General features: G+C 36.8%; 31 protein-coding genes, 1 tRNA gene and 1 other annotated feature. Of the genes, 6 read left to right on the top strand and 26 right to left on the bottom strand.

What is annotated here, in order from left to right; genetic code table 11:
- The 6 genes from xseA to AB1I62_RS04610 form a co-directional block, all read right to left on the bottom strand.
- Positions 1 to 1,347 (bottom strand): exodeoxyribonuclease VII large subunit, encoded by a 1,347-nt coding sequence (gene xseA / locus AB1I62_RS04635; protein ID WP_002355877.1) that lies wholly within the window; start codon positions 1,345 to 1,347, stop codon positions 1 to 3.
- Positions 1,348 to 1,356: 9 nt separating this feature from the next.
- The gene (locus AB1I62_RS04630) at positions 1,357 to 2,202 is read right to left on the bottom strand and encodes a bifunctional methylenetetrahydrofolate dehydrogenase/methenyltetrahydrofolate cyclohydrolase (protein ID WP_002355876.1); all 846 of its coding nucleotides are present in this window, start codon (positions 2,200 to 2,202) and stop codon (positions 1,357 to 1,359) included.
- Positions 2,203 to 2,305: 103 nt separating this feature from the next.
- A complete protein-coding gene (gene nusB / locus AB1I62_RS04625; protein WP_048738200.1) occupies positions 2,306 to 2,758 on the bottom strand; it encodes a transcription antitermination factor NusB in 453 nt (150 codons plus the stop codon).
- A complete protein-coding gene (locus tag AB1I62_RS04620) occupies positions 2,751 to 3,182 on the bottom strand; it encodes an Asp23/Gls24 family envelope stress response protein (RefSeq protein ID WP_002355874.1) in 432 nt (143 codons plus the stop codon). Before AB1I62_RS04620 ends, nusB begins: the two co-directional genes overlap by 8 nt.
- Positions 3,183 to 3,514: 332 nt before the next feature.
- Positions 3,515 to 3,835 carry a MazG nucleotide pyrophosphohydrolase domain-containing protein gene (locus AB1I62_RS04615; protein WP_002383393.1) on the bottom strand — a complete coding sequence of 107 codons (321 nt, stop codon included), beginning with the start codon at positions 3,833 to 3,835 and terminating at the stop codon, positions 3,515 to 3,517.
- 13 nt (positions 3,836 to 3,848) lie between these two features.
- On the bottom strand, positions 3,849 to 4,913 hold the full coding sequence (locus AB1I62_RS04610; protein ID WP_002391500.1) for a Xaa-Pro peptidase family protein: 1,065 nt from the start codon (positions 4,911 to 4,913) through the stop codon (positions 3,849 to 3,851).
- Positions 4,914 to 5,084: 171 nt separating this feature from the next.
- Here AB1I62_RS04610 and AB1I62_RS04605 point away from each other — a divergent pair, with 171 nt between their 5' ends.
- Complete coding sequence (locus AB1I62_RS04605) at positions 5,085 to 5,900, top strand: metallophosphoesterase (protein ID WP_010826901.1); 816 nt, start codon at positions 5,085 to 5,087, stop codon at positions 5,898 to 5,900.
- 70 nt (positions 5,901 to 5,970) lie between these two features.
- On the opposite strand, the gene psiE is transcribed toward AB1I62_RS04605, so the two are convergent.
- The 4 genes from psiE to rplU form a co-directional block, all read right to left on the bottom strand.
- The gene (gene psiE, locus AB1I62_RS04600; RefSeq protein ID WP_002355869.1) at positions 5,971 to 6,423 is read right to left on the bottom strand and encodes a phosphate-starvation-inducible protein PsiE; all 453 of its coding nucleotides are present in this window, start codon (positions 6,421 to 6,423) and stop codon (positions 5,971 to 5,973) included.
- A 199-nt stretch (positions 6,424 to 6,622) separates the two neighbouring features.
- A complete protein-coding gene (gene rpmA, locus AB1I62_RS04595; RefSeq protein ID WP_002355868.1) occupies positions 6,623 to 6,910 on the bottom strand; it encodes a 50S ribosomal protein L27 in 288 nt (95 codons plus the stop codon).
- Positions 6,911 to 6,922: 12 nt separating this feature from the next.
- On the bottom strand, positions 6,923 to 7,267 hold the full coding sequence (locus AB1I62_RS04590) for a ribosomal-processing cysteine protease Prp (RefSeq protein ID WP_002355867.1): 345 nt from the start codon (positions 7,265 to 7,267) through the stop codon (positions 6,923 to 6,925).
- A gap of 32 nt (positions 7,268 to 7,299) precedes the next feature.
- Complete coding sequence (rplU, locus tag AB1I62_RS04585; protein WP_002355866.1) at positions 7,300 to 7,608, bottom strand: 50S ribosomal protein L21; 309 nt, start codon at positions 7,606 to 7,608, stop codon at positions 7,300 to 7,302.
- Positions 7,609 to 7,627: 19 nt separating this feature from the next.
- Positions 7,628 to 7,703 (bottom strand) — a sequence feature (ribosomal protein L21 leader region).
- A 172-nt stretch (positions 7,704 to 7,875) separates the two neighbouring features.
- On the opposite strand from rplU, the gene AB1I62_RS04580 reads away from it, so the two are divergent.
- Positions 7,876 to 7,949: transfer RNA gene (locus AB1I62_RS04580), tRNA-Arg, on the top strand.
- A gap of 531 nt (positions 7,950 to 8,480) precedes the next feature.
- Here the strand turns inward: AB1I62_RS04580 and AB1I62_RS04575 are convergent.
- The 14 genes from AB1I62_RS04575 to AB1I62_RS04510 all read right to left on the bottom strand — a co-directional run bounded on the left by AB1I62_RS04575 (position 8,481) and on the right by AB1I62_RS04510 (position 16,880).
- On the bottom strand, positions 8,481 to 9,536 hold the full coding sequence (locus AB1I62_RS04575) for a lipoprotein (protein ID WP_010824482.1): 1,056 nt from the start codon (positions 9,534 to 9,536) through the stop codon (positions 8,481 to 8,483).
- 177 nt (positions 9,537 to 9,713) lie between these two features.
- Positions 9,714 to 10,019 (bottom strand): hypothetical protein, encoded by a 306-nt coding sequence (locus AB1I62_RS04570; RefSeq protein ID WP_002388873.1) that lies wholly within the window; start codon positions 10,017 to 10,019, stop codon positions 9,714 to 9,716.
- Positions 10,020 to 10,026: 7 nt separating this feature from the next.
- Positions 10,027 to 10,311 (bottom strand): hypothetical protein, encoded by a 285-nt coding sequence (locus tag AB1I62_RS04565; RefSeq protein ID WP_016617980.1) that lies wholly within the window; start codon positions 10,309 to 10,311, stop codon positions 10,027 to 10,029.
- A 19-nt stretch (positions 10,312 to 10,330) separates the two neighbouring features.
- Entirely contained in the window at positions 10,331 to 11,893 is a 1,563-nt protein-coding gene (locus tag AB1I62_RS04560; protein ID WP_048738197.1) for a cutinase family protein, read from the bottom strand.
- 24 nt (positions 11,894 to 11,917) lie between these two features.
- Complete coding sequence (locus AB1I62_RS04555) at positions 11,918 to 12,313, bottom strand: hypothetical protein (RefSeq protein WP_048738194.1); 396 nt, start codon at positions 12,311 to 12,313, stop codon at positions 11,918 to 11,920.
- A 294-nt stretch (positions 12,314 to 12,607) separates the two neighbouring features.
- Positions 12,608 to 12,988, bottom strand: coding sequence for a hypothetical protein (locus tag AB1I62_RS04550; protein WP_048738191.1), 381 nt, complete (start codon positions 12,986 to 12,988; stop codon positions 12,608 to 12,610).
- Positions 12,989 to 13,000: 12 nt separating this feature from the next.
- Positions 13,001 to 13,285, bottom strand: coding sequence for a hypothetical protein (locus tag AB1I62_RS04545; protein WP_048738188.1), 285 nt, complete (start codon positions 13,283 to 13,285; stop codon positions 13,001 to 13,003).
- Positions 13,278 to 13,688, bottom strand: a complete 411-nt coding sequence (locus tag AB1I62_RS04540; RefSeq protein ID WP_048738186.1) for a hypothetical protein — start codon at positions 13,686 to 13,688, stop codon at positions 13,278 to 13,280. Before AB1I62_RS04540 ends, AB1I62_RS04545 begins: the two co-directional genes overlap by 8 nt.
- A 78-nt stretch (positions 13,689 to 13,766) precedes the next feature.
- The gene (locus tag AB1I62_RS04535) at positions 13,767 to 14,048 is read right to left on the bottom strand and encodes a hypothetical protein (protein WP_065420471.1); all 282 of its coding nucleotides are present in this window, start codon (positions 14,046 to 14,048) and stop codon (positions 13,767 to 13,769) included.
- Complete coding sequence (locus tag AB1I62_RS04530) at positions 14,041 to 14,445, bottom strand: hypothetical protein (protein WP_048738183.1); 405 nt, start codon at positions 14,443 to 14,445, stop codon at positions 14,041 to 14,043. Before AB1I62_RS04530 ends, AB1I62_RS04535 begins: the two co-directional genes overlap by 8 nt.
- A gap of 306 nt (positions 14,446 to 14,751) precedes the next feature.
- Positions 14,752 to 15,183 (bottom strand): VOC family protein, encoded by a 432-nt coding sequence (locus tag AB1I62_RS04525; protein ID WP_002355856.1) that lies wholly within the window; start codon positions 15,181 to 15,183, stop codon positions 14,752 to 14,754.
- Positions 15,184 to 15,327: 144 nt separating this feature from the next.
- Positions 15,328 to 15,645, bottom strand: coding sequence for a nucleotide pyrophosphohydrolase (locus AB1I62_RS04520; protein ID WP_164978405.1), 318 nt, complete (start codon positions 15,643 to 15,645; stop codon positions 15,328 to 15,330).
- Positions 15,638 to 15,937 carry a hypothetical protein gene (locus AB1I62_RS04515; protein ID WP_002358867.1) on the bottom strand — a complete coding sequence of 100 codons (300 nt, stop codon included), beginning with the start codon at positions 15,935 to 15,937 and terminating at the stop codon, positions 15,638 to 15,640. The genes AB1I62_RS04520 and AB1I62_RS04515 overlap by 8 nt, the downstream gene beginning before the upstream one ends.
- On the bottom strand, positions 15,918 to 16,880 hold the full coding sequence (locus AB1I62_RS04510; RefSeq protein ID WP_104859542.1) for an AraC family transcriptional regulator: 963 nt from the start codon (positions 16,878 to 16,880) through the stop codon (positions 15,918 to 15,920). Before AB1I62_RS04510 ends, AB1I62_RS04515 begins: the two co-directional genes overlap by 20 nt.
- 126 nt (positions 16,881 to 17,006) lie before the next feature.
- Between AB1I62_RS04510 and proC the strand changes: the two genes are divergently transcribed.
- Complete coding sequence (gene proC / locus AB1I62_RS04505; RefSeq protein WP_002355848.1) at positions 17,007 to 17,822, top strand: pyrroline-5-carboxylate reductase; 816 nt, start codon at positions 17,007 to 17,009, stop codon at positions 17,820 to 17,822.
- 59 nt (positions 17,823 to 17,881) lie between these two features.
- Here proC and mapP read toward each other — a convergent pair whose 3' ends face one another.
- Together mapP and AB1I62_RS04495 are read right to left on the bottom strand one after the other, a co-directional pair.
- Positions 17,882 to 18,706, bottom strand: a complete 825-nt coding sequence (gene mapP / locus AB1I62_RS04500) for a maltose 6'-phosphate phosphatase (RefSeq protein WP_010777463.1) — start codon at positions 18,704 to 18,706, stop codon at positions 17,882 to 17,884.
- A gap of 214 nt (positions 18,707 to 18,920) precedes the next feature.
- Positions 18,921 to 21,089: a PTS transporter subunit IIBC gene (locus AB1I62_RS04495; RefSeq protein WP_048738179.1), complete on the bottom strand. Its 2,169-nt coding sequence runs from the start codon at positions 21,087 to 21,089 to the stop codon at positions 18,921 to 18,923.
- A gap of 280 nt (positions 21,090 to 21,369) precedes the next feature.
- Here AB1I62_RS04495 and AB1I62_RS04490 point away from each other — a divergent pair, with 280 nt between their 5' ends.
- From AB1I62_RS04490 to AB1I62_RS04480, 3 genes are read left to right on the top strand one after another with little or no spacing between them, the layout of a single operon-like run.
- On the top strand, positions 21,370 to 23,664 hold the full coding sequence (locus AB1I62_RS04490) for a glycoside hydrolase family 65 protein (RefSeq protein WP_010707761.1): 2,295 nt from the start codon (positions 21,370 to 21,372) through the stop codon (positions 23,662 to 23,664).
- Positions 23,657 to 24,325 (top strand): beta-phosphoglucomutase, encoded by a 669-nt coding sequence (pgmB, locus tag AB1I62_RS04485; protein ID WP_002355844.1) that lies wholly within the window; start codon positions 23,657 to 23,659, stop codon positions 24,323 to 24,325. Before AB1I62_RS04490 ends, pgmB begins: the two co-directional genes overlap by 8 nt.
- Positions 24,315 to 25,322 carry an aldose epimerase family protein gene (locus AB1I62_RS04480; RefSeq protein ID WP_002396469.1) on the top strand — a complete coding sequence of 336 codons (1,008 nt, stop codon included), beginning with the start codon at positions 24,315 to 24,317 and terminating at the stop codon, positions 25,320 to 25,322. Before pgmB ends, AB1I62_RS04480 begins: the two co-directional genes overlap by 11 nt.
- Positions 25,323 to 25,329 lie beyond the last annotated feature (7 nt).

Raw genomic sequence — 25,329 nt, 5'->3', positions numbered from 1 at the left:
TTAAAACTCCTCTTTTTTCGCTGTTATTGTTTCGACGTTTGCTTGAACTGTACCGTCAGCATAATGAATCGTTAATTGATCTGCTGGCTGTAACTCGGTAACAGTTTTAACGACACGGTCCTCTTTTGTAGTATAACTATATCCTCGACCCATAATTTTGAGTGGGCTGAGTAAGTCTAGTTGTTGAACAGCAGACGTGAATTGCTTTTGTTTGTTTAGGAACAATTGTGTCATTTGCGTTTGCAAGTTTCGTTGTAAAAACGCCAACTGTTGCTGACTTTCTCTTAATTGTCCCTTTGGTGTCTGTTGTTGCAATTGAGCGATAATTCCTTGGGCTTGACGTTGCTTTTGGTGATGAATCGTTGTCATTGCTTGGAAAAGACGTTGCGTCATTCGATCTAATTTAATCGTTTGACCTTCATAAAGTCGCTCAGGTTGCTTAAACACATAAGAGTTTTGTAGTCGTTGGAAACGTTCTGTTCGTTGTTGTAAGAGATATAAAAAGCTTTGTTCTAAACGACTACGCCGTTCACTAATTCTTAATAGTTCTTCATTTAAAACTGGTACCGCTAGTTCCGCTGCTGCCGTTGGCGTTGCTGCACGAACATCTGCTACCATATCGGCAATTGTCACATCTGTTTCGTGACCAACCGATGAAATAATCGGTGTGGTGGCAGCATGAATGGCTCGAGCCACTTTTTCTTCATTAAATGGCCATAAATCCTCGATTGAACCACCGCCACGGCCGATGATCATCGTATCAAAATCGCCTTGCGCATCGGCTCGCTGAATGTTCCGCACAATGTCATCCGCCGCCTGCTCGCCTTGGACCAAGGTTGGAAAAAGGACCAGTTGTGCAATTGGGTAGCGTCTTTTGACTGTCGTAATGATATCCCGAATGACAGCACCACTAGGACTTGTAACCACAGCGATTCGTTTGGGATAACGAGGCAACTGTTGTTTAGGCCCTTCAAAAAGTCCTTCTTTTCCTAGTTTTTCTCTTAATTCTGCCAATGCTTGATAAAGTGCACCTACACCATCTGGTTCCATATGTTCAATATAAATTTGATAGGAGCCGCTGTTTTCATAAAGCGAAATCCGCCCCACCACCATGACTTTCATGCCTTCTTTTGGTTGAAACTTCAATTTTTGAAAGGCTGATTTAAACATAATTGCAGAAATCTTCGCATGGTCATCTTTTAAACTGAAGTACTGATGCGCGTTCGCTCGGAAGCGAAAGTTCGAAATTTCACCTGTTAAATAGACACGTCCTAAGTAAGGGTCTGCATCAAATTTACGTTTTAAATACTTCGTTAAGGCTGTTACTGTTAAATACTGTTGCGTCATTTTTTCACCTTACTTTTGTTTTTTTGCTGCCTCGACTGTTTGATACATTAACATGGTAATCGTCATTGGGCCAACACCTTTGGGAACTGGTGTGATATAGCTTGCAATTTCAGAAACTTCATCGAATGCTACATCACCAATCAGTTTTCCTTCTTGATTGCGATTCATACCCACATCAATCACTACCGCACCTGGTTTCACGAACTCTTTGGTGACAAAATGCCCGCGTCCAATTGCTACAACTAAAATATCCGCTTCTTTTGCAACTTCTGCTAAATGTTCAGTTTTAGAATGGGCAATCGTCACGGTCGCATTTTTCATTAACAATAATTGTGCCATTGGCTTGCCAACAATATTACTTCGACCAATAACCACCGCACGTTTACCTGTTAAATCAATATCATAGGCTTCAAACATCTTCATAATTCCATACGGCGTGCAAGGAATCATTTCAGGTTTGCCTACAAACAAACGGCCTAAATTCATTGGATGGAACCCATCTACATCTTTTTTGGGATCAATCGCTAATAAAATCTTTTCTTCATCAATATGTTTTGGCAAAGGTAATTGTACAAGAATGCCATGAAAGCGTGAATCTTGATTATATTTGTCAATCTCAGCCAATAATTCTTCTTCTGAAATAGTTTCTGGTAGTTTTTCGACCTTTGACAGAATGCCAATTTTGGCTGCTGCACGTTCTTTATTTCTCACATACGTTTGGCTGGCAGGATTTTCCCCAACTAATAAAACAACTAATCCTGGTTGGATGCCTTGTTGTGTCATCTTCTCTACATCTTTTTGAATCTCTGCTTGCATTTGATCTGCTAATTCACGACCGTTAATTACTGTACTCATTCCTTCGCTCCCTCTATTGTTTCTTTACTTCTTTAATAGTATTTATTTTAGCATATAACCCAGTATCTTAACACCAGTTAGATAGTAAAAAAAGATTCAGAGCTTACGCCTCTGAATCAATTTCTTTCATTACATTTGATAACACACCATTAACAAATTTACGCGAACGGTCGTCGCTGTATTTTTTACTTAACTCAACGGCTTCATTTAATGCCACAATGTTTGGCACATCTGAAACGTATAGCATTTCAAAAATAGCTAAGCGTAAAATAACAATATCTATTTTTGCTAAGCGTTGCATAGACCAGTTATTACCTAAATGGTTCGTAATCACTTCGTCTAGTTCTGCTTTGCGGCTACACACACCGCCGACAAGTAAATCTAAATACGTAGGGACTAGGTCTTCGCCATCTTCACTGACGATTGCCCGATTATCATAAGCCAATGCATAATCAATGGCATCTTGTTTGGTTAAATCAGCATTAAAATCTAAAGGAAAAAGGGCTTGGAGCGCTTTTTCACGAATCTCGTGACGGGTTAATTCTGTTTTACTCATTCTCTTCTCCATCTTCATCTTCTGGGAATAATTCATTTAAGTCTGGTTGAGGGATTTTTTCAGGTACTACCGCTACAACATGAATATTCACTTCAACTAAATCAATATCTGTCATAAATAAGACTTGTTGTTTCACACGGTCTTGCATTTCTAACGCAACTTTTGGTACAGAAACACCGTAGTTCAAGTAACAATAGATATCGACTTTTAAGCCTTCTTCTTCTGTTCGTAAATATACACCTTTGCCGTGTGCTGCACGGCCTAATAATTCATTCACATTATTGGCAAACGTGCCACGCATCCCATAAACGCCCTCTACTTTTGAAGCAGCGATTCCGATAATTACTTCAATGACTTCAGGAGCGATCACGATTTCTCCTAAAGAATCGTTTGCATTGATTACAAGATTTTTTTCTTCTGACATTTGGTTGTCCTCCTTATCTATTACGCACAAAATCGTTAAATAAACGATTTATTTGATGAATCACTAAGTCTCTTAAGGATTCTCTTTTAAGCAACGGATGATTCTTAAAAATTAAAACAACACTGGTTTCTTCAGTTAATTGTGAAAGAACGTCCAAATTTTGCTTATCAATACTCGTTCTTAGTTTATCATTAATTAGCCTATTTCGCTACCAGAAAAGCTAAGTTCTGACTAAAAGAACAGATAATTTCTTGTCATAAATTTCTAATTCAAGCCTTTAGACGTAAAAATAAGAAAGACCAAGTAATTTTGGCTTTCTTATTTTTACGTCTTTATTCTTCAGGATAACGTTCCATTAGTTTCGTCCGATGCTTTTGCATAATCATTTCTAAAGAGATGTCATATTTATCCGCTAAAATAAATAAATTATCCAACACATCGCCTAACTCTTCCGTTAAGTTTTCCAGATTCTCTTCATCCGCCAAAACTGTTTCATCCGGTCGATCACGGCCAATTTCAATTGTCCGAATGGCTCGACAAACTTCGCCGACTTCTTCTGTTAAAAAGTTGGAACGAATAAACGGATCATATTGATACCAGTTACGTTTTTTATAAAACTCGCTAATAAACCGCTGATACTCTTGGATATCCATGTTCTCCCAACCTTTATAAAATGATTAATTCTTTTGGCGCATGTGTTAATACACGATTACCTTCAGCAGTAATTAATAAATCGTCCTCAATACGCACGCCACCAATTCCTGGCAAATAAATTCCAGGTTCGTCCGTAATCACATTCCCTGGTACAAATTGTTTATCTGCTCGGAATGAAACATTTGGTCCTTCATGAATTTCTAATCCAATGCCATGACCAGTACTGTGGCCAAACGCATCGCCATAGCCATAGGAAGCAATATGATCCCGTGCAATCGCATCTAATTGAATGCCCGTCAACCCAGGTTTAGCTTCTGCTAACACTTTTAATTGTGCTTCTAAAACAATGTCATAAATTTCTTTTAGTTTTGGCTGAATACTACCAATAGCGAATGTCCGTGTCATATCAGAAACATAGCCTTCATAATAACAACCGAAATCTAAAGTGATTAACTCACCTTTTTCGATGACTTTATGGCTAGCAACGCCATGTGGCATCGCTGAACGTAGACCGCTGGCCACAATTGTCTCAAAAGAAACACCACTGGCTCCTTTTGAACGCATGAAGAAATCTAATTGATTAGCCACTTCAATCTCTGTCATTCCAGGTTTAATCATCTCTAAGACAAAGGCAAATCCTTGATCCGCGATGGCACACGCTTTTTCAATAATCGCTACTTCTTCTTCATCTTTCACTTCTCTTAATTCTTCAATCAAACCCATTACAGGAACTAATTCACATGGTAAAATTTCTTCCAATAAGCTATAATCAGCGAAACTAACTTGCGTTTCTTCAAAAGCTAAATTATCTAATTGCAAACGTTCAGCTAAATCTGCTACTTCGTCAAAAATATGTCCTGTGTTTTTAACGATAGTAAAACCAGTTGCTTGTTCCGCAGCTTGTTCCGTATAACGAAAATCCGTTACAAAAAAAGCTTTATCTAATGTAATCATTGCCAAGCCTGTTGTCCCAGTAAAATTGGTTAAATAACGTAAATTATACGGACTTGTCACTAAAAATCCTTGTAAATTATTTTCTTTCATTAACTCCCGTAGCTTTTCGACTCTTGCCATCATTGGTTCGACCTTCTTTCTTTTTTCTCATTTTTCATTATAGCAAATTTACTTCAGAAAAGCATGAATCACCAAAAAACTTCATCGAGAAAGTTTACTGAAAATTTTACCTTTCCTTATTTTTTGCTTAACACTTTTGTAGTAAACTAATTTAGCGACTTCAAGGAGGAAATTATGAACGTTTATTTATTTCTGGCACTATTTTTCATTATTATCGGCATTTTAAGCTATAGTTTTTTTATTGAACCTAACTGCTTAGTCATACACAAAAATCAAATTAAAGTAACAGAATCAGGGAAAACCTTACGGATTGTTCAACTCTCTGATATTCATTTAAAAAAGAATTATTCTGTGAAAGCCTTAAAACAGATTGTTGAAAAAACAAATACATTACAACCAGACATAGTCGTTTTTACAGGAGACTTATTTGATGATTATGCCCGTTTCGGTATCGAAATTCAGGATGAAGTGAGTCAACTTTTCCGTAAAATTAACGCCCCATATGGCAAATTCGCTATTTATGGCAACCACGAGTATAGCGGGTTAGATACCAATTTTTACGAAACAATCTTAGAAGCTGCCGACTTTACCGTACTAAAAAACACGGGCAAATTACTGCCTGTCTCACACCACATCTCCTTGTACGTCGCTGGTTTAGAAGATTCGTTATATGGACAAACCGACTTAGCTGCAGCTTTAGTCAACCGCCCTACTGGAACGCCCACTCTGCTACTAACCCATGAGCCAGATGTCGCAGACTCAGCAGTCAACAAAAACATTGACCTCATTTTAGCAGGACATAGTCACGGCGGACAGATTCGCTTGCCTTTTTTCACTTACAAAAATCAGCTTGCTAAAAAATATACACATGGGCTTTATCATTTAGAAGATGAAACGCCGCTAATTGTTCACCCAGGAATCGGAACCACTAAAATCAGCGCACGCTTTGGTGTCTTACCAACAATTGAACTGATTGAGTTAACTATTTAACTATGCATTAAAAAGACCGCCCCACGTTAGAGAAAAATTCTCACGTTGGACGGTCTTTGATTATGTTCGATTAATGATGAAAATCTTGCTCGTGATCTTCTTCTACTTTCGCTTTTCCTAGCGTATAAAATTTGCTGCCATTTAACCCGAGAATAAATAGCACAACCACTAGTAAAAGAATTGATAAAGATAACAATAAAGTCTGCAAGCCATCGCCATGTGCAACCATTAATTGACGTAAAATTGCGGTTAAACAAATTAAAATCAAATAACGAATCGGAATATGGTGTCCTTCTTGAATATAGCGAAGAATCATCATAATAAACTCAAATAACATAAAGAATGAAATAATTTCTTGCATGATAACTGAAAAATTATCCGGCGTCATTGGCTTCATGAGATATGTAGCGAGGTCAACTAAATAACTAGCCATAAATACTAATAAGAAAACTCCTAAAATCCCTAATACAATATCCAAAATCAAATTCACGTACTTCTTTACTACACTAAAATTCTTCTGCATAATACCCTTCTTTCTTTTGACTCAATTATTTTATAACATGCTTGTTATTACATTAAATATATCATCAATTAACCTTGTCAGACAAGCAGTTAAACCCAATGTGAGATTTTTTTTATTTTGAGATGTTTCTTTATTTTCCGGCTAACCCTTTATGCAAGACAAAAAAAGCTGAATCCGCAGATTCAGCTGTTTAATCGTATTAGTTAGCTACTGGATAAACTGATACTTGTTTTTTGTCGCGGCCTTTACGTTCGAAACGTACCACACCGTCAACTTTTGCAAATAACGTATCGTCGCCACCGATTCCAACGTTCACACCTGGATAAATTTTAGTTCCGCGTTGACGGTATAAAATTGAACCACCTGTAACTGTTTGGCCATCAGCACTTTTAGCGCCTAATCGTTTAGATTCAGAGTCACGGCCGTTTGATGTAGAACCGCCACCTTTTTTATGGGCAAATAATTGTAAATTCATAGTCAATAACATAGTCTGCACCTCCTATTTCTCAGTGATTGTTTTTATTTGAATAAATTCAGTATTTTCGTTCTCTATTGATTGTAAACCTAATAAAAGATTTTCTAATAGAATTTGGGCAATATTTTTTTGTTCCTGATTGACAGTTGTTAACATCTCGACATAAAGGTAGCCACCTTCTACATCGTCAACTTCCACAATCGGTTCAAAACCTGCTAAGGCATCAATCCCATTGACTGTGCTAATTGCTAAGGCAGAAACTGCCGCGCAAACCACATCGCTGCCATAAGGACCTGCTTCAGCATGCCCGGTTAATTCGAATGAAACGATTCGGCCGGAGCCTGTTCGTTTAAAAGAACCTTTAATCATTGATAGGCCTTCTTTCCTGTCAACAAGAGAGATTAAGCGTTGATTGCTTCGATCATAACTTTTGTATACGGTTGACGGTGACCTTGTTTACGGTGAGAGTGTTTTTTAGGTTTGTATTGGAAAGTCACGACTTTCTTTTGTTTGCCGTGTTTTTCAACAGTTCCTTCAACAGTTGCGCCTGCAACAGTTGGCGCACCAACTTTTGTAGATTCGCCACCTACTAAGATAACTTCGTCAAAAACAACTTTCTCGCCAGCCTCAACGTTTAATTTTTCAACGTAGATTGCTTGACCTACTTCAACTTTCACTTGTTTACCACCAGTTTTGATAATTGCGTACATGCTATACAGCACCTCCTTCTTCTAGACTTAGACTCGCCATCCCAAGTGATGATTACTCATGCTTAAAAACTTGTTCTGTGCGGTTGTAGCTGTGGAGACCACAATTACAACACTAACTATAATAACAGAACCAGAAAACCTCGTCAATATAAACTCTCTATTTTCTTCACTTTCTCTCTCCAAAAAAACTTCTTCTGTTATTTAAATTTCCGATTGACTTTCTAACACTACTTCCATTATAATTAGCTTTGTTGTGTTACAACTATTGTCATAGTAGCTCAGCAGGATAGAGCATCCGCCTTCTAAGCGGACGGTCGGGGGTTCGAATCCCTCCTGTGACGTAAAGGGTTCAGTATTGAAACCTACCAAAAAAGCTTTTTTCAGCTATTTTGGTAGGTTTTTTTGTATGTTTTTTGTTATAGTGAAGACGAACTAGGATTCGAACTGAGAACGAGTATCCCTCACGTTTTGGACCATATTAACATTATTTAATTTTTCTGTATAGTGATTATTTTGTACTTTTAAATGCTTTTAGTAGCTTGACGTTGAGCAATTTTATCTTTAATAATGATTGTTTAGCTCAATTGGTCATTCCTAACGAAGGCGGATACTCTCTCCTAATTTTTCCTCTCTTTTTTTAGCTCAACGAGTCAATCCTTCAAACTATTCACATGAAACATACTAAGATTATTTTTAATTTTGCTTTCACAAACTCTTCCTCGGTAATTATTCCATTTATACGCAGCTTTTCTAATTCATTAATTTTTTTAATCATATCGTTTGGTATTTAGTGGATAAGAAGAAACATGAAAATAGAAGAACCTGAAATCAGGTTCTTCTATCACGATTCACTACTAAGTTAACGACTTCGACTATTTGACTTCCGTATAACCGTATCCTTCATAAAGTTTAATAACTGATTCTAATGAATACGTATCATCTTTTGTCGTAGAAATTTTTTCCATTTCTGCTACATTCACTTCATTTTTATCATTTAAAACAATATCAGAATATCCAATAATTGCTGTGAAGGTATCTCTTAACTTGCTATCCGTTCCTGTAGAATACTCTTTTATAGTATAGATGCCAATTAGATTACCATCTGTATTAGAACTAGAGTACCAACCGTTATCCTCATCTGAATTTTCTTTAGCAAATTGACGATACATTAATTTGTTTAATGTTATTTCATATTTAGAAAAATATTCAGAGTCTTTGTATTGTCTTTTGACTTCTTCATCAATCATCCGTTTAATGTCTTCTAAGTTGGCAATGTCTGTTGCTTCTTCAGCAACCTTTGCTAATCCTTTAACTTCAAATTCAGGGGCAAACTTCTTATCAAGTACATATCCTTCACTACTCAGCGCTTCTTCTAATTCCTTTGTTTTCTCAATTTTAGCTTTGTCACCATTTTTCAGTTTACCATCATTTTCAATCGTAAATGTTATAGTATTTAGTGGCGAATCAAATGTGTTATCAATTTGTGCCACACCTCGTCCGCTTACACCATTAAAATTAATTACTAAGTGTTTTTCTACATCCTCTGATGTTAATTTTTGTGGCTCTTCAAGTCCCTCGACTACAACTTCTTTTTCACCAGATTTTATTTTTTTCGTTTTCTTTTCATTAACTTTAGCTATGACTTTCACTTTATCGCCATTAGATAGCTTATCTGTTTTATCAAGCTTAATTTTAAAAGAATTATAAAAATCAGACATTTCTTCCTGTTCTTTTTCATCTAAAAAATCGGACTCTGAATCATACTTGAAAACATCCTTATTTAATTTTTCTGTATCAATAGTATAAGTAGCTGTTCCTTGAGTATCCATCCCCATAAATTCTACATCCACATACTCTGTTAAATCTTTAGCGGAACCACATCCACTTAATAAAAAAAGACTCCCTAAAAATAAAATTAACTTTTTCATTATTTATTCCCCAATCTAAAAATAATTATACCCTATCAAATATATAAATATTAAATTGTAAAAGCAACTGATTATTCAAAAAATCAGACAGATAAATGATTATGTCTGTTTGTTATTTATCCAAAGATATAAACAAAGACAGAATCACCTTTAAAGGCAATTCTGTCATTATTCTTTTTAGAGTTTATCCAATTCTTTTCGATATGTTCTCGTCCATTCACGTTCTTTTTCCTCTAATTGTTGTCTATAACGATTTCCTTCTTGACGTATCAGATGATCACTTTGTTCCATTGCATGGTAAAATTGCTGTTTGTGCCATTGATCATTTTTCGTTAAATAATTGACTTTATCTACCAATTGTCCAGTTTCTCTTCTAAAGTTTACTAATTGATTACTCAGCACTTCTTGTTGGCGGTGAATTTTATTTTTTTCTTCATAATATTGTTCTTCTAAATATTGCCGTTTTCTTCGCTGTTCATCCATTTGTCGGTCACTCTCCCTTGACAGGTGTTTTTAAATTTGGTCTCTGGCTTCCTTTTAAAAATTTTCCTGCTGATTCTGCACTTTTCCCCTGCAAAGCTCCGTTCAAGGCATTAGGTAGGGCGCTATTTGTTTGTTGAAACATGGCTTCTGAAAGTTCTGTCAAACTTGCGGTTGTGTTTTGTTTGGTTGTAGCAATTCGTGTTTTTTTAGCAGTAATTACTGTCTGGATTGCTACTCGTTCACGAGCTTTTTGTTCTATTTCTAATTTTTCTTGAAATTCTCTTTCATCCATAGGAAAACCCTTTCATTTATTATTTTTGAAATAAACTACTTCTTGCTTGTTGATCGTATGCTTGAATATTTTTAGCAACAGTTGTTAATTTTCCGCTAAAATCAGTTAATTTTTGCTTGTATTGCTTGGCTTGGTTGCTAGTATTTGTTGCTTCAGCGCTATCCCAAAGACGACTTTTTTCGTAAGGAGCAATCATTGCTTGGACTTCTGCATAGGATAGATACTGTCGGATATTCATTGCACTTTCACGAATTTCCTTTGAAACTGTCTGGACTTCATCTTCTGCTTCTTGGAGGATATTTTTCACAAGTAGTTCGTATTCTTTTCCAGCTTGCTGCGCTTGTTTTGCAACTAGTTCTGCTAATTCACTACGTAATTCAATCTTTTGACTACCTGAAGCACTGGCTAAACTTTTCTGAATACGACTCACTTTCCCTTGCCATTGGCTGGCAATTTTTGCTTCGTGAATGATTTTTTCATATTCTTTGATGATTTTCTGGCGATTTTCTTCAGATAGCAGACTTAACAAAAATTGGAGACTGTTTTTAGCTAAGGATTCACCTGAAGCATCCATGATTTTCCCTAAATATTTATCAATAAGTTTGGAAACTTTTACTCCTGCTGCAAAAATATAGCCATGTTCCTTTAGATTGGCTTCTTTGGGCGTACCATCAGGATTTAATTGATACTGACCAAAATCATGACTAGAACCGTATTTGTCCGTCAGATCAAAAGTAGTGGTGAACGTTTTCGGTAATAGATAATGCACCCGACCAATTTCATCTACCCCTTTTTTATTTCGATTCAACATGGAGACAATATCAAACGCATTCACATAATAATCGATTTTCCCTTGTTCTTCTAATTGTTGAAGATTTTCCTGAGCTTGTTGAGACATTTTATTAATGCTTTCTCGCGCATCAGGCCCTTGAAACAATACTACTTTATCAATTTTAGCGAGATCTGCTTGGGGGAGATTGGCCACCGCTTGAATAGAAATCATGGTTCCTAAAGAATGACCTGTAATCGACATAGTCGCATTTGGGGCTTTAACACTCATATCCATTATCTTTTGATGCATGGCTTCATTGGCTAATTTTGCTTGAGGCAAATAGGCATTAAATAACGTAAAGGAACCATTATTATTGACCCAGTCATTCAAATTATTCCCTGACCAACCTTTTTTCACGTCCATTGAAACGCCGTCACTACCGCGAGTGGCAAAATATGTATGCTGCGTTTTTGGACTCAAGGTCGGCGTATCTGTTACATAATAAGAATTATAGCCAGCTTTCTCATCTGTTAATAACCCTTTTTTATAAACCTTTTCCCTGCCTACCCAGTTTTTTTCTTTGATTGTTTTTATAGCGTTGTCGGGTTGGAGATAGACAGTACTGGCGTCATTTCCGTGGGCGTCTTTGGCGTTGGGAAAATGGAATGTAGCATGCTTTTTGGTTTCTATTTCTTTTTTCTTTTCAGGTGTTAATCGGTCATGAGGAAAAGAGTATTTTTGAGGTCTTCCATTATAAGCTCCTTGAGCTAAATCGGCATAGATATTAAAATATTCCTTTAAATTAGCCATTGTTGTCACTCCTTACTTAAATATTTAGTATCTTTCAAAATTTAATATTTTTGTCGGCTTCTTTAATGAGTCAACATCAATTAACAGTTCAAAGATTTCTGTATCATTATACAAACCAGTAATATCAATCGTATAAACTTCATAAGGAATTCCACCTGCATCTCGTTGATACGTACTGTAGTTTTCATAGTCAAAACTCACTTTTTTCACTTCAGGTTGTACTTTTTTATTTTCTGAAGTAATATAGAATTCCTGAGATTTAATGTACTCCGTCATTTCCTCCTCGTGCTCCTTCAAAAAAGCAATTTGTTTTTCTTTTTCTGTTGGTTCGTTCATTTTTTTCACTCCAATCATTCCAATTATGGCTACTGATATTACTGCGATTAAGATACCAAATTTTATTTGCTTTCTATTTTTCACTTTTTCACCTCCTTATTATGTATAGAAAAGAGTTTCTATATGCTTTTTCCGATTTGAATTGTTTTTACAGTATTATCAGGTTGGAGATAGACCGTGCTAGCATCATTTCCATAGGCGTCTTTGGCGTTGGGGAAATGGAATGTAGCATGTTCATTTAGCTTAAGATCTTCTTTTTGAACTTGTCAATTTAGCAAACATCAACCCTTCTTTTCGACCGATTTATGCTCCTTGAGCTAAATCAGCATAAATATTAGTATACTTTTCTAAATTTGCCGTTAAATTTCATCTCCTTAACTATGCAATATTTTTTATCTCAGTCGGATTTTTTACATTATCTGGAAGCACATATATTTCAAACCCATCTAATTTTTTACCAGTACCATCAAAAATAGATACTTCAACAGCTATAGTTTTTGGGCTAAAAGCCATACTTTGAACTTCAATCACTGATTGCCAATTATACGTAACTTCTTTAACATCATATTTTTTTAAAAGTACATGTTCACTGTCATACTTTACATACTCCGTCATCTCTTCTTCATGCTTTTTCAAAAAAGCAATTTGTTTTTCTTTTTCTGTTGGTTCGTTCATTTTTTTCACTCCAATCGTGCCGATTATGGCTACTGATATTACTGCGATTAAGATACCAATTTTTATTCGCTTTCTATTTTTCACTTTTTCACCTCCTTAATATGTATGAGGAAGAGTTTCTATGTGATTTATTTTTTCGATTTGAATTGTTTTTACAGTGTTGTCGGGTTGGAGATAGACTGTGCTAGCATCATTTCCATGGGCGTCTTTGGCGTTGGGAAAATGGAATGGAATAGCTTTATCTTTTTCTAAAACTCTTTTTTGTTTTTTTGTCATACCATTTACAAAGTTGTATCTAACTCCCACACTATTTTTTCGATTATGATATGAACTTTGTGCTAAATCAGCATAAATTTTATATGGACTGTCTAAACTATTCATTTTCTAATCCCTCCAATGCCTCGTCAAAATTATTGGTTGCTATTTCTTCCATTTCAGTAGGTCTTTGTATATTGTTTGGTAAAATTTGAATTGTTCCCCCGTCTATTTCATTGTTAGCTAGGTCATATAGCTCAATATCCACTATATACATGTTTCTAGTGAAAGCGCCACTATCTTCTATCCGAAATGATTTCCAATCATACTTGATAATATTTATATTACTTTTCGGATTTCTCCCTTTAATATACTCCGTCATTTCTTCTTCATGCTCCTTCAAAAAAGCAATTTGTTTTTCTTTTTCTGTTGGTTCATTCATCTTCTTCACTCCAATCGTGCCGATTATGGCTATTGCTGTTATTGTTGCGATTAAGATACCAAATTTTATTCGCTTTTTATTTTTCAATTTTTCACCTCCTTATTATGTATGGGGAAGAGTTGCTATGTGGTTTTTTCTATTTTGATTGTTTTTGATTGACTTTTCCTATGTTGATAATCCTTTTTTATAAACCTTTTCCCTACCTACCCAGTTTTTTTCTTTGATTGTTTTTACAGTGTTGTCGGGTTGGAGGTAGACAATTCCACTATTTGGGAGATTTTGACCTCCTTTAGTTCTATCTCCTTTTTCATCAATTACATCTAAAGAGTAATTAAATTCTTCTTTTTCCTTGCTATTTTGATATTTTGGAAAAGCGTTAGGTCTACCATTATAAGAACTCTCAGATAAACTTGCATAGATACAATTAAAGTTTTCTAAATTATTCATACAACATTCCTCCTATCCTAAAAGAATTATAACTTGTCATACTTTTAATACTTGGTAATTTAGTAGATTTATCAAATTTAAATTGTAAATAAAAGCTAGAATCATAAATACTATTGAATTTTCCATCAATCGTGAGTATTTTTCCAGCTCCTATAGGTGTTCCGTTACCAATAGTTCCAACCTCTACACTTTCCCAATCATATTTAACACTGTAAATCTTTGAATTTTGAGATTTTACATACTCCGTCATTTCTTCTTCATGCTCTTTCAAAAAAGCAATTTGTCTTTCTTTTTCTGTTGGTTCGTTCATTTTTTTCACTCCAATCGTGCCGATTATGGCTATTGCTATTATTGTTGCGATTAAGATACCAAATTTTATCCGCTTTTTGTTTTTCATTCATTTAGTCTCCCTTTGTATCTACATACAAGAATTAATCTTTCGCTTTCTCCTTTCATTCCATTGATTTATCAAGATTTTTACAGCCTGTTTTTCTTTGTTTACAGTTTATCAAAAATCAATCTGGCATTTTCTCAATTTTTTTTACGTTAGAGTAATTATTAGAGAATAATGCTGTATTTCTATGACACACTGACTTTCTATCTCCAATTTTTTACTGTCTTGTTGATCACTACAGGATCATTGGTATTTTACTTCTATTGTAAAATAAAAAAAGTGGTACTCATCTCTGAGCACCACTCCTTACTACATTTCTTTTTCTAAAATTTCTGTTCGCTCTTCAAAATTTAGTTCTTGGTTAATTTGATGTACCATCCACATGTAACCAAATGGATCAACAAATAACGAATTTTGAATAGCTCCTTCCATCATTTCTGTAACTGGTTGCATCTCAATGCACTTATTTGCTAAGGCTTTTTTATGAGTTTGCACAATATCTGCTACCGTGATATTGAACCAAATTGTATTGGGATGTTCTGAATCTGGTGCTTTTAAACCAAATTCTTCATTAGCATCTAACATATGGAACCGAGTATCATATAAGTTAAACACTACTTCATTCCTTCCAACAGGATACTTTGTCGCTTCAACTACATGAACCTCAAAGATTTCTTTATATAAAGCTAATGCCTTTAAACTATCACTAACAATAAAATCAATTTCTGTGCCTGTAATCATTGATTGTTCCTCCTTAAAATTTTTTGCAGCAGAAAGCTACTTTTTATTTCTGTTTTCCGCAAACCCTTCAGAATTTCTTAATACTGGCTATTTTCCACTTCGTTATTCTTTTTTAGAAGTTCTTCGATTCATTTGTTTCAACACTTATTTTTCTGGCACTGGATATTTCAACGCATTTTTCTTCAACTTTTCTTCGATAATTTCGTCCAAATCAAACCCTAAATTATCAGCCATCATGTAGGAGTAAATGAGAACATCAGCCAATTCTTCTTTGATTCGTTCTTCTTGTTTGATGCCTTCTTCTGCTGTTTTCCATTGAAAAAGTTCTAACAATTCTGCCGCTTCTAAACAAATTGAGAGCGCCAAATCTTTTTCATTATGGTGGGGGCGCCAATTTCTTTCATCACGAAATTTATTAATTTTTGCCATTGTATCCATTTGTTCCCCTGCTTTCTTATTCATTTGATGGCAACTGAAACCCATCGAACGTTTCACCATCATAGTATTTTAATAACTGTTCTGTAGACAATAATGAGGAGGTTATTTCTTCCTCTTCAACAACTGCTTGATTCTCTTCTCTATACAACAAATAAGCCTGTAAAAGCTGTTGGTAAAGTTTTTTTCGTGAAGAGGCTTCCGCTGAAAGAAACGTTAATTCTTTTAAGTGTCCGCGATAGACAGGCAAATCATCAACGAATTCGATTGGTAATTCTACTACAGTTAACTGAAATTCTTCAAAGACTTCTTCGTACATCTGCCATTCCCTCTTTCTGTCGATATTGTTTTGGGGTCATGCCCATTTCTTCTTTAAAACGTTTATAAAAAAAGGCTTTGTCTTGATAGCCGATTCGTTCAACAATCGTTTGAATCGATAAATCTGTTTGCTTCAAGTAGTTTTTCGCCAATTGGATTCGGTAGGCTAAGACAATTTCCGTAAACGTTTTGTTTGTTTTTTCTTTTAAAAAATTCGATAAGTAATTCGGATGAAAATGAAATTTAGCGGCGACTTCTGCTAAAGTGACATGTGCAATCTGTTGCTCAATATACGCTAAAATCACCTCAACACGTTGATGATTCGACAAATAATTATCTTGCATCTTTAAAGCTTCTCTAGGCAGTTGACCTAGTTCCACCATCAGCAAAACAAAGGCCGCTTTGGTCACTTTATTATTAAAATAGGCCATTTTCACAATTTGTTTCAGTAATAATAGCGAATAGACGTGAACATCCGAATTTGGCGGGCTGGCAAAAACGAAATATCGAGGAATGTTTTCAAATTCACTGCTAGCAATTTCTGTAAAAAAACGATACATGACTGGTTCTTCCGCCAGCTGATTTAAGAGCGTATCAAGAAAATAGTGCTTTTTAAAATAAAATATAATCATAGACATTCCTTGCCCCTGATAGCTAACCGAGGTGGCCTCATTGACAATCATGACTTGGCCAGCCGAAAACGAACACCTTTGTTGATCCAAATAAGCATTGCCATCTTGCTCTAAACAATAGAGCATCCGAATAAATCCTTTCGGAACGTCAATGGTTTCCGAAGATGCCAGCATAAAGCCCGCAATTTCTCGATGTGGATTTTCCTTAAATTGCGCTACTTCATTCTCAAGAGCATTGGTAGTGGTTAAATAACAATCTAAGGTCTCTAAAAACTGATAAAATGCTGCATATTGCTCTTCTTTGCTTGCCAATTAATCACCTCATAATCCAACACTTTTTACTTTACTCCCTCTATTTTTTTCTTTGGCGTTTCCTTCTATACTAGATACATGGTAACACGAAAAAAGAGATTCAACAGTTTTTAGGAGGAATTTTTTATGAAAATTAGTTTTATCGGTGCTGGAAATATGGCATCCGCTATTGCCAAAGGTGCGCTAAAAAAGCAATTTATTGCCGCAGAAAACCTTTATTTTTATGATATTCAAGTCGAAAAAACCGCCGCTTTTGCACAAGAAATTGGTGCACACGCGGTTGCTTCACCACAAGAAGCCATTGCAGTAGCTGACTTAGTTATTTTAGCGGTGAAACCGCAATTCGTTCAAGCAGCTTTACTTGAAGCAAAAGAAGCAATTTTAGACAAGCAACCGTTAATTGTTTCCATTGCAGCGGGTACGACTATTGCAGAATTGTATCAACTGTTTGAGACTACCCAACCGCTTCGTCTCGTTCGTGTGATGCCCAATATGAATGCATTGATTGGCGCGGGTGCAGCAGCTGTCTGTGGTAACGCTTTTGCATCCCCTGAAGACATCCAGACTGTTTTATCGTTGTTTCGAGCAGTTGGCCAAGCTTGGGAATTAGAGGAACAGTATTTTTCGATTTTTACTGCTATTGCAGGTAGCACTCCTGCGTATGCTTTCTTATTTATTGATTCGATTGCCCGAGCAGCCGTTAAAAATGGTATGAACAAAGAGTTAGCCTTAGAAATTGCCACACAAGCTGTACTAGGCAGCGCTCAAACTTTGGCAAATAGCACAGAGAATCCTTGGACTTTAATCGACCAAGTCAGTTCTCCTGGTGGAACCACGGTTGCTGGGATTGTCGAATTAGAAAACAATGCGTTTATTTCAACAGTCATCAAAGGGATTGAGGCCACCATCCTTCGGGATCAAGAATTAGCCAAACAAGACTGATAAGAATAATTACATGAGCGAATAAATAAGAAAAAGCGCTGAAAATTCAGCGCTTTTTCTTATTTTAGTTGAATGAGTAAGCCAAAATGATCACTGACTATCGGTGTTTTCCTACCATCAAAAATTACTTCATATTTTCGTACGTGCCACTGTTTTGGAACAAATGCGTAGTCAATCCGCAAGGCTGCTTCATTTTCTTCCCAGCCATCTATTTTTTTCTCTACTGTCGCTTCACCGCTTGTCTCTTCCGCTACCACAAATGCATCTTGAATCGGCAAGTAACTATTTTCCACTAATTGATAGCCAGTTGTACCAGCTGGGTTGTTTAAATCGCCTAAAATGACTAACGGTTGTTGCCCCGTCGCTAAGTATTTCTCTAATTGTAGCCATTCATAGGCAAAACCTGTACAGGGTGTTTCCCACCAAGAAAAGTGACCAGAGACAACAGTAAGCGTACCTTTTGAACTCTCTGTCTCCGCTACTAAGATTTTTCTTGTTCGATAATTCGTTGGTTCTTGGCTTTCTGAAATAAGGAGAGCTTCACTAGTCAACAGACATTTCGAAAGTAGTGCGTTCCCTTCTTCATAAATAGCGTAACCAATGTGGCTCATTTCCCAACTCCAATAATAGTGTTGGCCTTTTTCAGCTAGATATTGAACGATTAGATATGCAAAATTATCTTCATGGACCGGTGTTTGGGTCGCCACGGGACAAAAAGTAGTTAACTGTTCTAACGGCACTTTCTTGGAAGCGACTTTCTGATTCACTTCTTGTAAGGCAATTATTTCACTTTCAGAAGATAAAATCACCTTGGCAATCTCCTCTAATTTTTTTAATGGTTCTTCTTCTAACCAGCTATGAGTATTGATTGTTAAAAGATTCATCTTTTCCCCTTCTCTTACATGTTATTAGGTCTGTGAGTGGGACAAAAATCACTTTGGATTTTTGCTTCACGCGCAAAACCTGATAAACGGCGGGAACAGAACCAACTCCTTCGGAAATAAGCCGAAATTATCCAAAAATTAAAAAGCAATTTCCGGAAATTCCTTCTTATTTCTCGGAGTTAAACGGTTCTGTCCCGACCTCATACCTAATCATTTAAATTTCAATCTGTCCGATCACAGTTCCCGCAGTGGTGGTTCCTAGTTGATTAATAACTACTTGTTCCACTTTGTCGCTGTTTGTAAAGGCGACAATAATCGTTGTTTCTTTGCCAGCTTGTTCAATCACATCCAAATTCATTTTAGCTAGTTTCGTCCCAGCTTTCAATGATTGTCCTTCTTTAACAAAAGATTCAAAAGCAGGTGTTGCCATTTCGACTGTATCAATCCCCATATGGACAAGTACTTCGATACCTTCTTCTGTTTGTAGCCCAATCGCATGTTTGCTTGGGAAAACACTTAGAACTTTCCCCGAAATTGGTGCCACCACCTCTCCTTCTAGCGGCTTAACTGCAAATCCATCCCCCATCATTTTTTGTGAAAAGACAGGATCATTGACTTGCGCCATTGGAATAACTTCCCCTGTCGCTACAGCCACGAAATCTTTTTTCTTACCTAAGAAATTCGTTGTTGGCACTCCTGCTGTACTTTCTGCTATATCTGGTTCTGGAATGTCAACGCCGGAAGCTAGTAAATCTTCAATATCGGATTTTAAAACATCAGCTTTTGGTCCATAAACGGCTTGAACGCCATTATCTTTCACAATCAAGCCCATTGCGCCTGCCCCTTTCCACGCCTCTTCCGAACCGACTTTTTCTCGATCCTTTACACTGACACGTAAGCGTGTCATACACGCATCAACTTCTTTGATATTTTGTTTACCACCAAGTAAGTAGACAATTTGCGCGATTTGCTGATCGACGACGCCTGAACCAGCCGCGCCAGATGCGATTTCTTCGCCGTTATCATTGTCGTAGTTTCCATTTCTTCCAGGTGTTGCGTAATTGAATTTTTTAATTAAGAAATTGGCTAAGAAATAAGTGACAACACCAAAAATGATGACCATTAAAACAAAATTGATTAAATCGCCACCTAAACCAGCTTTTATTGCTAGCGGTGTTCTTGTTAACAATTCAATATTTCCAAACGAATGCACACGCAATGGTAAAATATCAGCCATTGCAAAAGCAGCACCTTGGATCACGGAATAAATCACATAAAGCGGCACTGCAGCAAACATAAACATGAATTCTAGCGGCTCTGTCACACCAGTTAAGAAAACAGCTAAAGCAGCAGAAAAATACATTGATTTATATTTAGCTTTTTTATCTGCATCGACATTACGATACATCGCCAAAGCCATCCCCATTAAAATCCCTGAAGAACCAATCATTTGGCCAACTTTGAATCGAGCTGGTGTCCAATTTTCTAAGACAAACTGATACTTGCTCATATCACCAGCGCCTTTAAGATTCACTAAGTCTGTTGCCCAAGCCAACCATAAAGGATCTTGACCAAAGACTTGGGTTCCAGCTTGTGCGCCAGATAAAATTTCATACGTTCCACCTAATTGTGTATAGTTGATTGGAATCGTCAACATATGATGTAACCCAAAAGGTAATAACAAACGTTCCAACGTTCCATATAAGAATGGCGCTAAAATAGGTGCACTGTCTTGAGATTGCGCAATCCATAACCCAAAATTATTAATTCCCGCTTGAATATTTGGCCAAATAAGTGCTAATGCAATTGAGACAATTGTTGACCATAAAATAACGACAAATGGGACAAACCGTTTACCATTAAAAAATGATAGCGCATCTGGCAATTTCCGATAATTGTAATACTTGTTGTAAGCCATCGCACCGACAAAACCAGCAATAATCCCTACAAAAACACCCATATTTAATGCCGGGGCTTCTAAGACACTTGTAAAGAACCCCTTCACCATAATCTTCGTGCCAAATAAGGTATGCGTGAAAGCTTGTTCATCTGCCAACATTTCATTTGTTACACCAAAAATGGCTCCAGTAATACGGTTGATTAAAACAAAAGAAATCCCCGCTGCAAATGCTCCACCTGCACGATCTTTGGCCCAACTGCCACCTATTGCTAACGCAAATAGTAAATGTAAGTTGCCAATAATTGCCCAACCGATACTCTCTAGAACTCCGCCTGTTGTTACTAACAAGCCTAAATTAGGATCGATTAAAGGAAGCGATTTCCCAATACTAATCATTAAACCCGCTGCGGGCATTACTGCCACAACGACCATTAAAGCTTTCCCGAATTTTTGCCAAAACTCAAAACTAAACATTTTTTTCATTCCTGCCACTCCTTACGCAATCGGTTTCGTTATGTTGCCATTATATACTCCTGTTTCCTTTTTGTAAATGCTTTAATTTCAAAAATATTGTGGAAAACAACTCCCTACTACTTAATCCTTTTTTATTTTGTCTTTTAATAAAGCAAATAAAGCTCCTTCTAACCTACCTTTGTTTCAGCTTTTATTCATAAGATTACACTTTTTAAGCATTGACTATTGACTAATGCAATCGGTTGCGTTTATGATAGACCTATCAATAAAATCACTGAGGGGGATTCTCATGAAACAAATCAAACGTTTATTCCAAATTGATCCTTGGAAAATCCGTACTACACACTTAGATAAAGAAAATTTACGTTTACAAGAATCATTAACAAGCATTGGCAACGGCTATATGGGGATGCGGGGAAATTTTGAAGAACACTATTCTGGCGACCACCATCAAGGAACCTATTTAGCAGGTGTTTGGTATCCAGACAAAACACGTGTTGGTTGGTGGAAAAATGGTTATCCTGAATATTTTGGTAAAGTGATTAACGCAATTAATTTCATCGCAATGGACTTACAAATTGATGGACAAACAATTGATTTAGCCACTACACCTTACGAAGATTTTTCTTTAGAATTAGACATGCAAAATGGGGTCCTTTCTCGGCAATTCACCATCCAAACACCGAAGAACAAAGTGCGCTTCTCTTTTGAACGTTTTTTAAGCTTAGAAAAAAAAGAAGCAGCTTACATCCACTTAACAATTGAAATGCTGGAAGGTACAGGCACAATCACTCTTCACTCAAAATTGGATGGCGATGTTCAAAATGAAGACAGCAATTATGAAGAACATTTTTGGGAAGAAATAGCTATTGAAACACAAGAAACACTTGGTTTTGTTACGACTAAGACCATTCCTAACAACTTTGAAATAGAGCGTTTTACAGTGACTGCAGGCATGCGCCATTTCATCGATGGAGCCTCTGTTGTGCCTACATATACACAACAGCCCTTGGCCTTAACCGCAGAATTGACAGTGTCTTTAAACGAAGGCGAAACGACCGCCATCACAAAAGAAGTGCTTGTCGTTACCAGTCGTGATGTGCCAGAAACGCAACAAATCACACGAGTAAACGAATTATTTGCAGAAATGACTACCTTGTACCCTGAAGCAAAAGCTGGGCAAGCTGCCGCTTGGGCAAAACGTTGGCAATTAGCTGATGTTGTTATTGAAGGAGATGACGAAGCCCAACAAGGCATCCGTTTTAATCTGTTCCAACTTTTCTCAACCTACTATGGAGAAGACGATCGTTTAAACATCGGACCAAAAGGCTTTACTGGCGAAAAATATGGCGGTGCCACATACTGGGATACCGAAGCATATGCTGTCCCACTTTACTTGGCGTTGGCTAAGCCCGAAGTTACTAAAAATCTACTGAAATATCGCCACAATCAATTGCCTCAAGCCATTCATAATGCCCAACAACAAGGGTTAAAGGGTGCGCTTTACCCAATGGTTACTTTTACTGGTGTCGAATGTCATAATGAGTGGGAAATCACTTTTGAAGAGATTCACAGAAATGGTGCGATTGCTTATGCGATTTATAATTATGTCAACTATACAGGAGACGAAGACTATCTCAAAGATGCTGGTCTAGAAGTACTTGTAGCAATCGCTCGTTTTTGGGCAGATCGGGTCCACTTCTCCCAACGTCATAAACAATATATGATTCATGGCGTAACGGGGCCAAATGAATATGAAAATAATATCAATAATAACTGGTATACCAATACCATCGCTGCGTGGGTTCTACGTTACACCCGTGAGTCTTATTTAAAATTCCAAGAAGAAACAACGCTCAAAATTGCAGACGACGAATTAGCTAAATGGGCAGACATTGTAGAAAATATGTACTTCCCAGTGGATAATGAATTAGGCATTTTTGTACAACATGACACTTTCTTAGATAAAGATTTAATGCCTGTTTCTGATTTACCACTTAGTGAGCTGCCTTTAAATCAACATTGGTCATGGGATAAAATTTTGCGGTCTTGTTTCATTAAACAAGCCGATGTTCTTCAAGGAATTTATTTCTTCAATGACGCCTTTTCTTTAGAAGAAAAACGCCGGAACTTTAATTTTTACGAACCAATGACTGTCCATGAATCTTCCCTTTCACCAAGCATTCATGCTGTGTTAGCTGCTGAATTAGGTATGGAAGAAAAAGCAGTGGAAATGTATCAACGAACAGCGCGCCTTGACTTAGATAATTACAATAATGATACAGAAGATGGCTTACACATTACCTCAATGACTGGTAGTTGGCTAGCGATTGTTCAAGGTTTTGCCCAAATGAAAACGGACCATCAACAACTAAAATTTGCACCCTTTTTACCAGCGACATGGACAGCCTACTCATTCCACATTAATTATCGGAATCGTTTACTATTTGTTGAAGTTGCAGCAGACCAAGTGGCCTTCACTTTACTCGACGGCCCTGCAATTCCATTAACTGTTTACGATCAAAAATACACATTAAAAGATCGATTAGTTTTACCGATTAGAAAGGAAGAAGTTCATGTTTAAAGGCGTTTTGTTTGATTTAGATGGCGTTATTACTGATACAGCAGAATTTCATTACCACGCTTGGAAAAAATTAGGGAACGAAATTGGAATTTCCATTGACCGTGTTTTCAACGAACAATTGAAAGGTGTAAGCCGTGAAGATTCTCTGCAGTTACTGTTAAAATACGGAAAAAAAGAAGGCACGTTTTCTTCTGAAGAATTTGCCCAGTTAGCGCAACGGAAAAACGATTATTACTTGGAAATGATCCAAGCGATTACGCCTGAAGATGTCTACCCAGGAATTCTTTCTCTATTAACGGAATTACGTGAAGCCAATATTAAAATCGCCTTGGCTTCTGCAAGTAAAAATGGGCCTTTCCTTTTAGAAAAAATGCAATTGACGCCCCTTTTTGATGCCATTGCTAATCCAGCAGACGTTCAGGCAGGCAAACCCGCTCCAGATATTTTCATTTTAGCTGCGAAAGAAATTGATTTGACACCAGCAGAATGTCTTGGCATTGAAGATGCCAAAGCTGGGATTCAAGCGATTCTTGCTAGCGGAGCGCAACCTGTTGGCGTTGGCCGCAAAGAAGAGTTAGGCGAAGGGTTGCCCATCGTGCCAGAGACGAGCGCTTTAACGTTTGATTACTTAAAAAAAGTGTGGCTTGATCATGAAGGATAATCGTATCACCGTAACCGATATTCCAAACACAAACTTAAAAAAAATTACTTTGAAGAACGACTTTTTAGAAGTCGTTCTTCTCAATTATGGCGCGCGCCTCCATCAACTTTTGATGCCAAACAAAAATAATCATTGGGAAAATATCCTTTTATCGTATGATTCGTATCAAGATGTATTAAAGGATCAAAGCTTTTTTGGCGCCACTGTTGGACCAGTTGCTGGACGTATTCGTAATGGCCATTGGCAAAATGGAATATTAGAACAAAATAGCGACGGTCATCATATCCATGGTGGCTCAAAGGGGTGGTCTTTTCAATATTGGACAGTCGAGCCCTTTGAAAAAAAGGATATCATTGGCGTTGCTTTTCATTTAACCGACACCATTTCTGGCTATCCTGGACCAATTGAGGCCACCATCACTTATCAGCTAGAGGATAATCAATTACGAATGATCAGTACTGGACGAAGTAAACAGGAAACACTTTTTAATCCTACGAACCACGCCTACTTTAATTTATCTGGCGATGGAAAGTTAGACATTCTGTCACATTTGCTATCTTTGAACTGTCAAGGTATGTTAGAATTAGACGATAATAAGCTGCCTACTGGACGGATTTTACCAGCTTCTGAACTATCCATACGTTTTAATGAACTGACACCTATCGAAACAATCCTCCAACGCTATCCAACTGGGTTAGATGATGTTTTCTCCTTAGTTGGCTCTGACTTAAGACAGCCACAATTATGCTTACAAGAACCTACTTCTGGAAGAAAAATGACGATAGCAACAACGAACCAAAGTATGGTATTATTTTCTACGACTGGTTTTGAGGCTCCTTTTTCTATTAATGGACAAGCGATGCATTCAAACTATGGCTTAGCAATTGAACCACAAGAGTATCCAGACATTGTTCATCATCCTCAGTGGGGCTCTATTTTATTACCAGCTAATAAAAAGCAAACCTACCAAACGGTTTATCAATTTAACCTTCTATAATCACTAA

It is taken from the genome of Enterococcus sp. AN402, from assembly GCF_040719405.1.
GTDB lineage: Bacteria > Bacillota > Bacilli > Lactobacillales > Enterococcaceae > Enterococcus > Enterococcus faecalis.
This window is presented reverse-complemented; position numbering and strand designations above follow the sequence as displayed.

Excerpts from the sequence above, each read along its gene's own strand:
- xseA (WP_002355877.1), bottom strand. The coding sequence starts at position 1,347 with ATGACGCAACAGTATTTAACAGTAACAGCCTTAACGAAGTATTTAAAA.
- AB1I62_RS04630 (WP_002355876.1), bottom strand. The coding sequence starts at position 2,202 with ATGAGTACAGTAATTAACGGTCGTGAATTAGCAGATCAAATGCAAGCA.
- nusB (WP_048738200.1), bottom strand. The coding sequence starts at position 2,758 with ATGAGTAAAACAGAATTAACCCGTCACGAGATTCGTGAAAAAGCGCTC.
- AB1I62_RS04620 (WP_002355874.1), bottom strand. The coding sequence starts at position 3,182 with ATGTCAGAAGAAAAAAATCTTGTAATCAATGCAAACGATTCTTTAGGA.
- AB1I62_RS04615 (WP_002383393.1), bottom strand. The coding sequence starts at position 3,835 with ATGGATATCCAAGAGTATCAGCGGTTTATTAGCGAGTTTTATAAAAAA.
- AB1I62_RS04610 (WP_002391500.1), bottom strand. The coding sequence starts at position 4,913 with ATGATGGCAAGAGTCGAAAAGCTACGGGAGTTAATGAAAGAAAATAAT.
- AB1I62_RS04605 (WP_010826901.1), top strand. The coding sequence starts at position 5,085 with ATGAACGTTTATTTATTTCTGGCACTATTTTTCATTATTATCGGCATT.
- psiE (WP_002355869.1), bottom strand. The coding sequence starts at position 6,423 with ATGCAGAAGAATTTTAGTGTAGTAAAGAAGTACGTGAATTTGATTTTG.
- rpmA (WP_002355868.1), bottom strand. The coding sequence starts at position 6,910 with ATGTTATTGACTATGAATTTACAATTATTTGCCCATAAAAAAGGTGGC.
- AB1I62_RS04590 (WP_002355867.1), bottom strand. The coding sequence starts at position 7,267 with ATGATTAAAGGTTCTTTTAAACGAACAGGCTCCGGCCGAATCGTTTCA.
- rplU (WP_002355866.1), bottom strand. The coding sequence starts at position 7,608 with ATGTACGCAATTATCAAAACTGGTGGTAAACAAGTGAAAGTTGAAGTA.
- AB1I62_RS04575 (WP_010824482.1), bottom strand. The coding sequence starts at position 9,536 with ATGAAAAAGTTAATTTTATTTTTAGGGAGTCTTTTTTTATTAAGTGGA.
- AB1I62_RS04570 (WP_002388873.1), bottom strand. The coding sequence starts at position 10,019 with ATGGATGAACAGCGAAGAAAACGGCAATATTTAGAAGAACAATATTAT.
- AB1I62_RS04565 (WP_016617980.1), bottom strand. The coding sequence starts at position 10,311 with ATGGATGAAAGAGAATTTCAAGAAAAATTAGAAATAGAACAAAAAGCT.
- AB1I62_RS04560 (WP_048738197.1), bottom strand. The coding sequence starts at position 11,893 with ATGGCTAATTTAAAGGAATATTTTAATATCTATGCCGATTTAGCTCAA.
- AB1I62_RS04545 (WP_048738188.1), bottom strand. The coding sequence starts at position 13,285 with ATGAATAGTTTAGACAGTCCATATAAAATTTATGCTGATTTAGCACAA.
- AB1I62_RS04535 (WP_065420471.1), bottom strand. The coding sequence starts at position 14,048 with ATGAATAATTTAGAAAACTTTAATTGTATCTATGCAAGTTTATCTGAG.
- AB1I62_RS04530 (WP_048738183.1), bottom strand. The coding sequence starts at position 14,445 with ATGAAAAACAAAAAGCGGATAAAATTTGGTATCTTAATCGCAACAATA.
- AB1I62_RS04525 (WP_002355856.1), bottom strand. The coding sequence starts at position 15,183 with ATGATTACAGGCACAGAAATTGATTTTATTGTTAGTGATAGTTTAAAG.
- AB1I62_RS04520 (WP_164978405.1), bottom strand. The coding sequence starts at position 15,645 with ATGAATAAGAAAGCAGGGGAACAAATGGATACAATGGCAAAAATTAAT.
- AB1I62_RS04515 (WP_002358867.1), bottom strand. The coding sequence starts at position 15,937 with ATGTACGAAGAAGTCTTTGAAGAATTTCAGTTAACTGTAGTAGAATTA.
- proC (WP_002355848.1), top strand. The coding sequence starts at position 17,007 with ATGAAAATTAGTTTTATCGGTGCTGGAAATATGGCATCCGCTATTGCC.
- mapP (WP_010777463.1), bottom strand. The coding sequence starts at position 18,706 with ATGAATCTTTTAACAATCAATACTCATAGCTGGTTAGAAGAAGAACCA.
- AB1I62_RS04495 (WP_048738179.1), bottom strand. The coding sequence starts at position 21,089 with ATGAAAAAAATGTTTAGTTTTGAGTTTTGGCAAAAATTCGGGAAAGCT.
- AB1I62_RS04490 (WP_010707761.1), top strand. The coding sequence starts at position 21,370 with ATGAAACAAATCAAACGTTTATTCCAAATTGATCCTTGGAAAATCCGT.
- pgmB (WP_002355844.1), top strand. The coding sequence starts at position 23,657 with ATGTTTAAAGGCGTTTTGTTTGATTTAGATGGCGTTATTACTGATACA.
- AB1I62_RS04480 (WP_002396469.1), top strand. The coding sequence starts at position 24,315 with ATGAAGGATAATCGTATCACCGTAACCGATATTCCAAACACAAACTTA.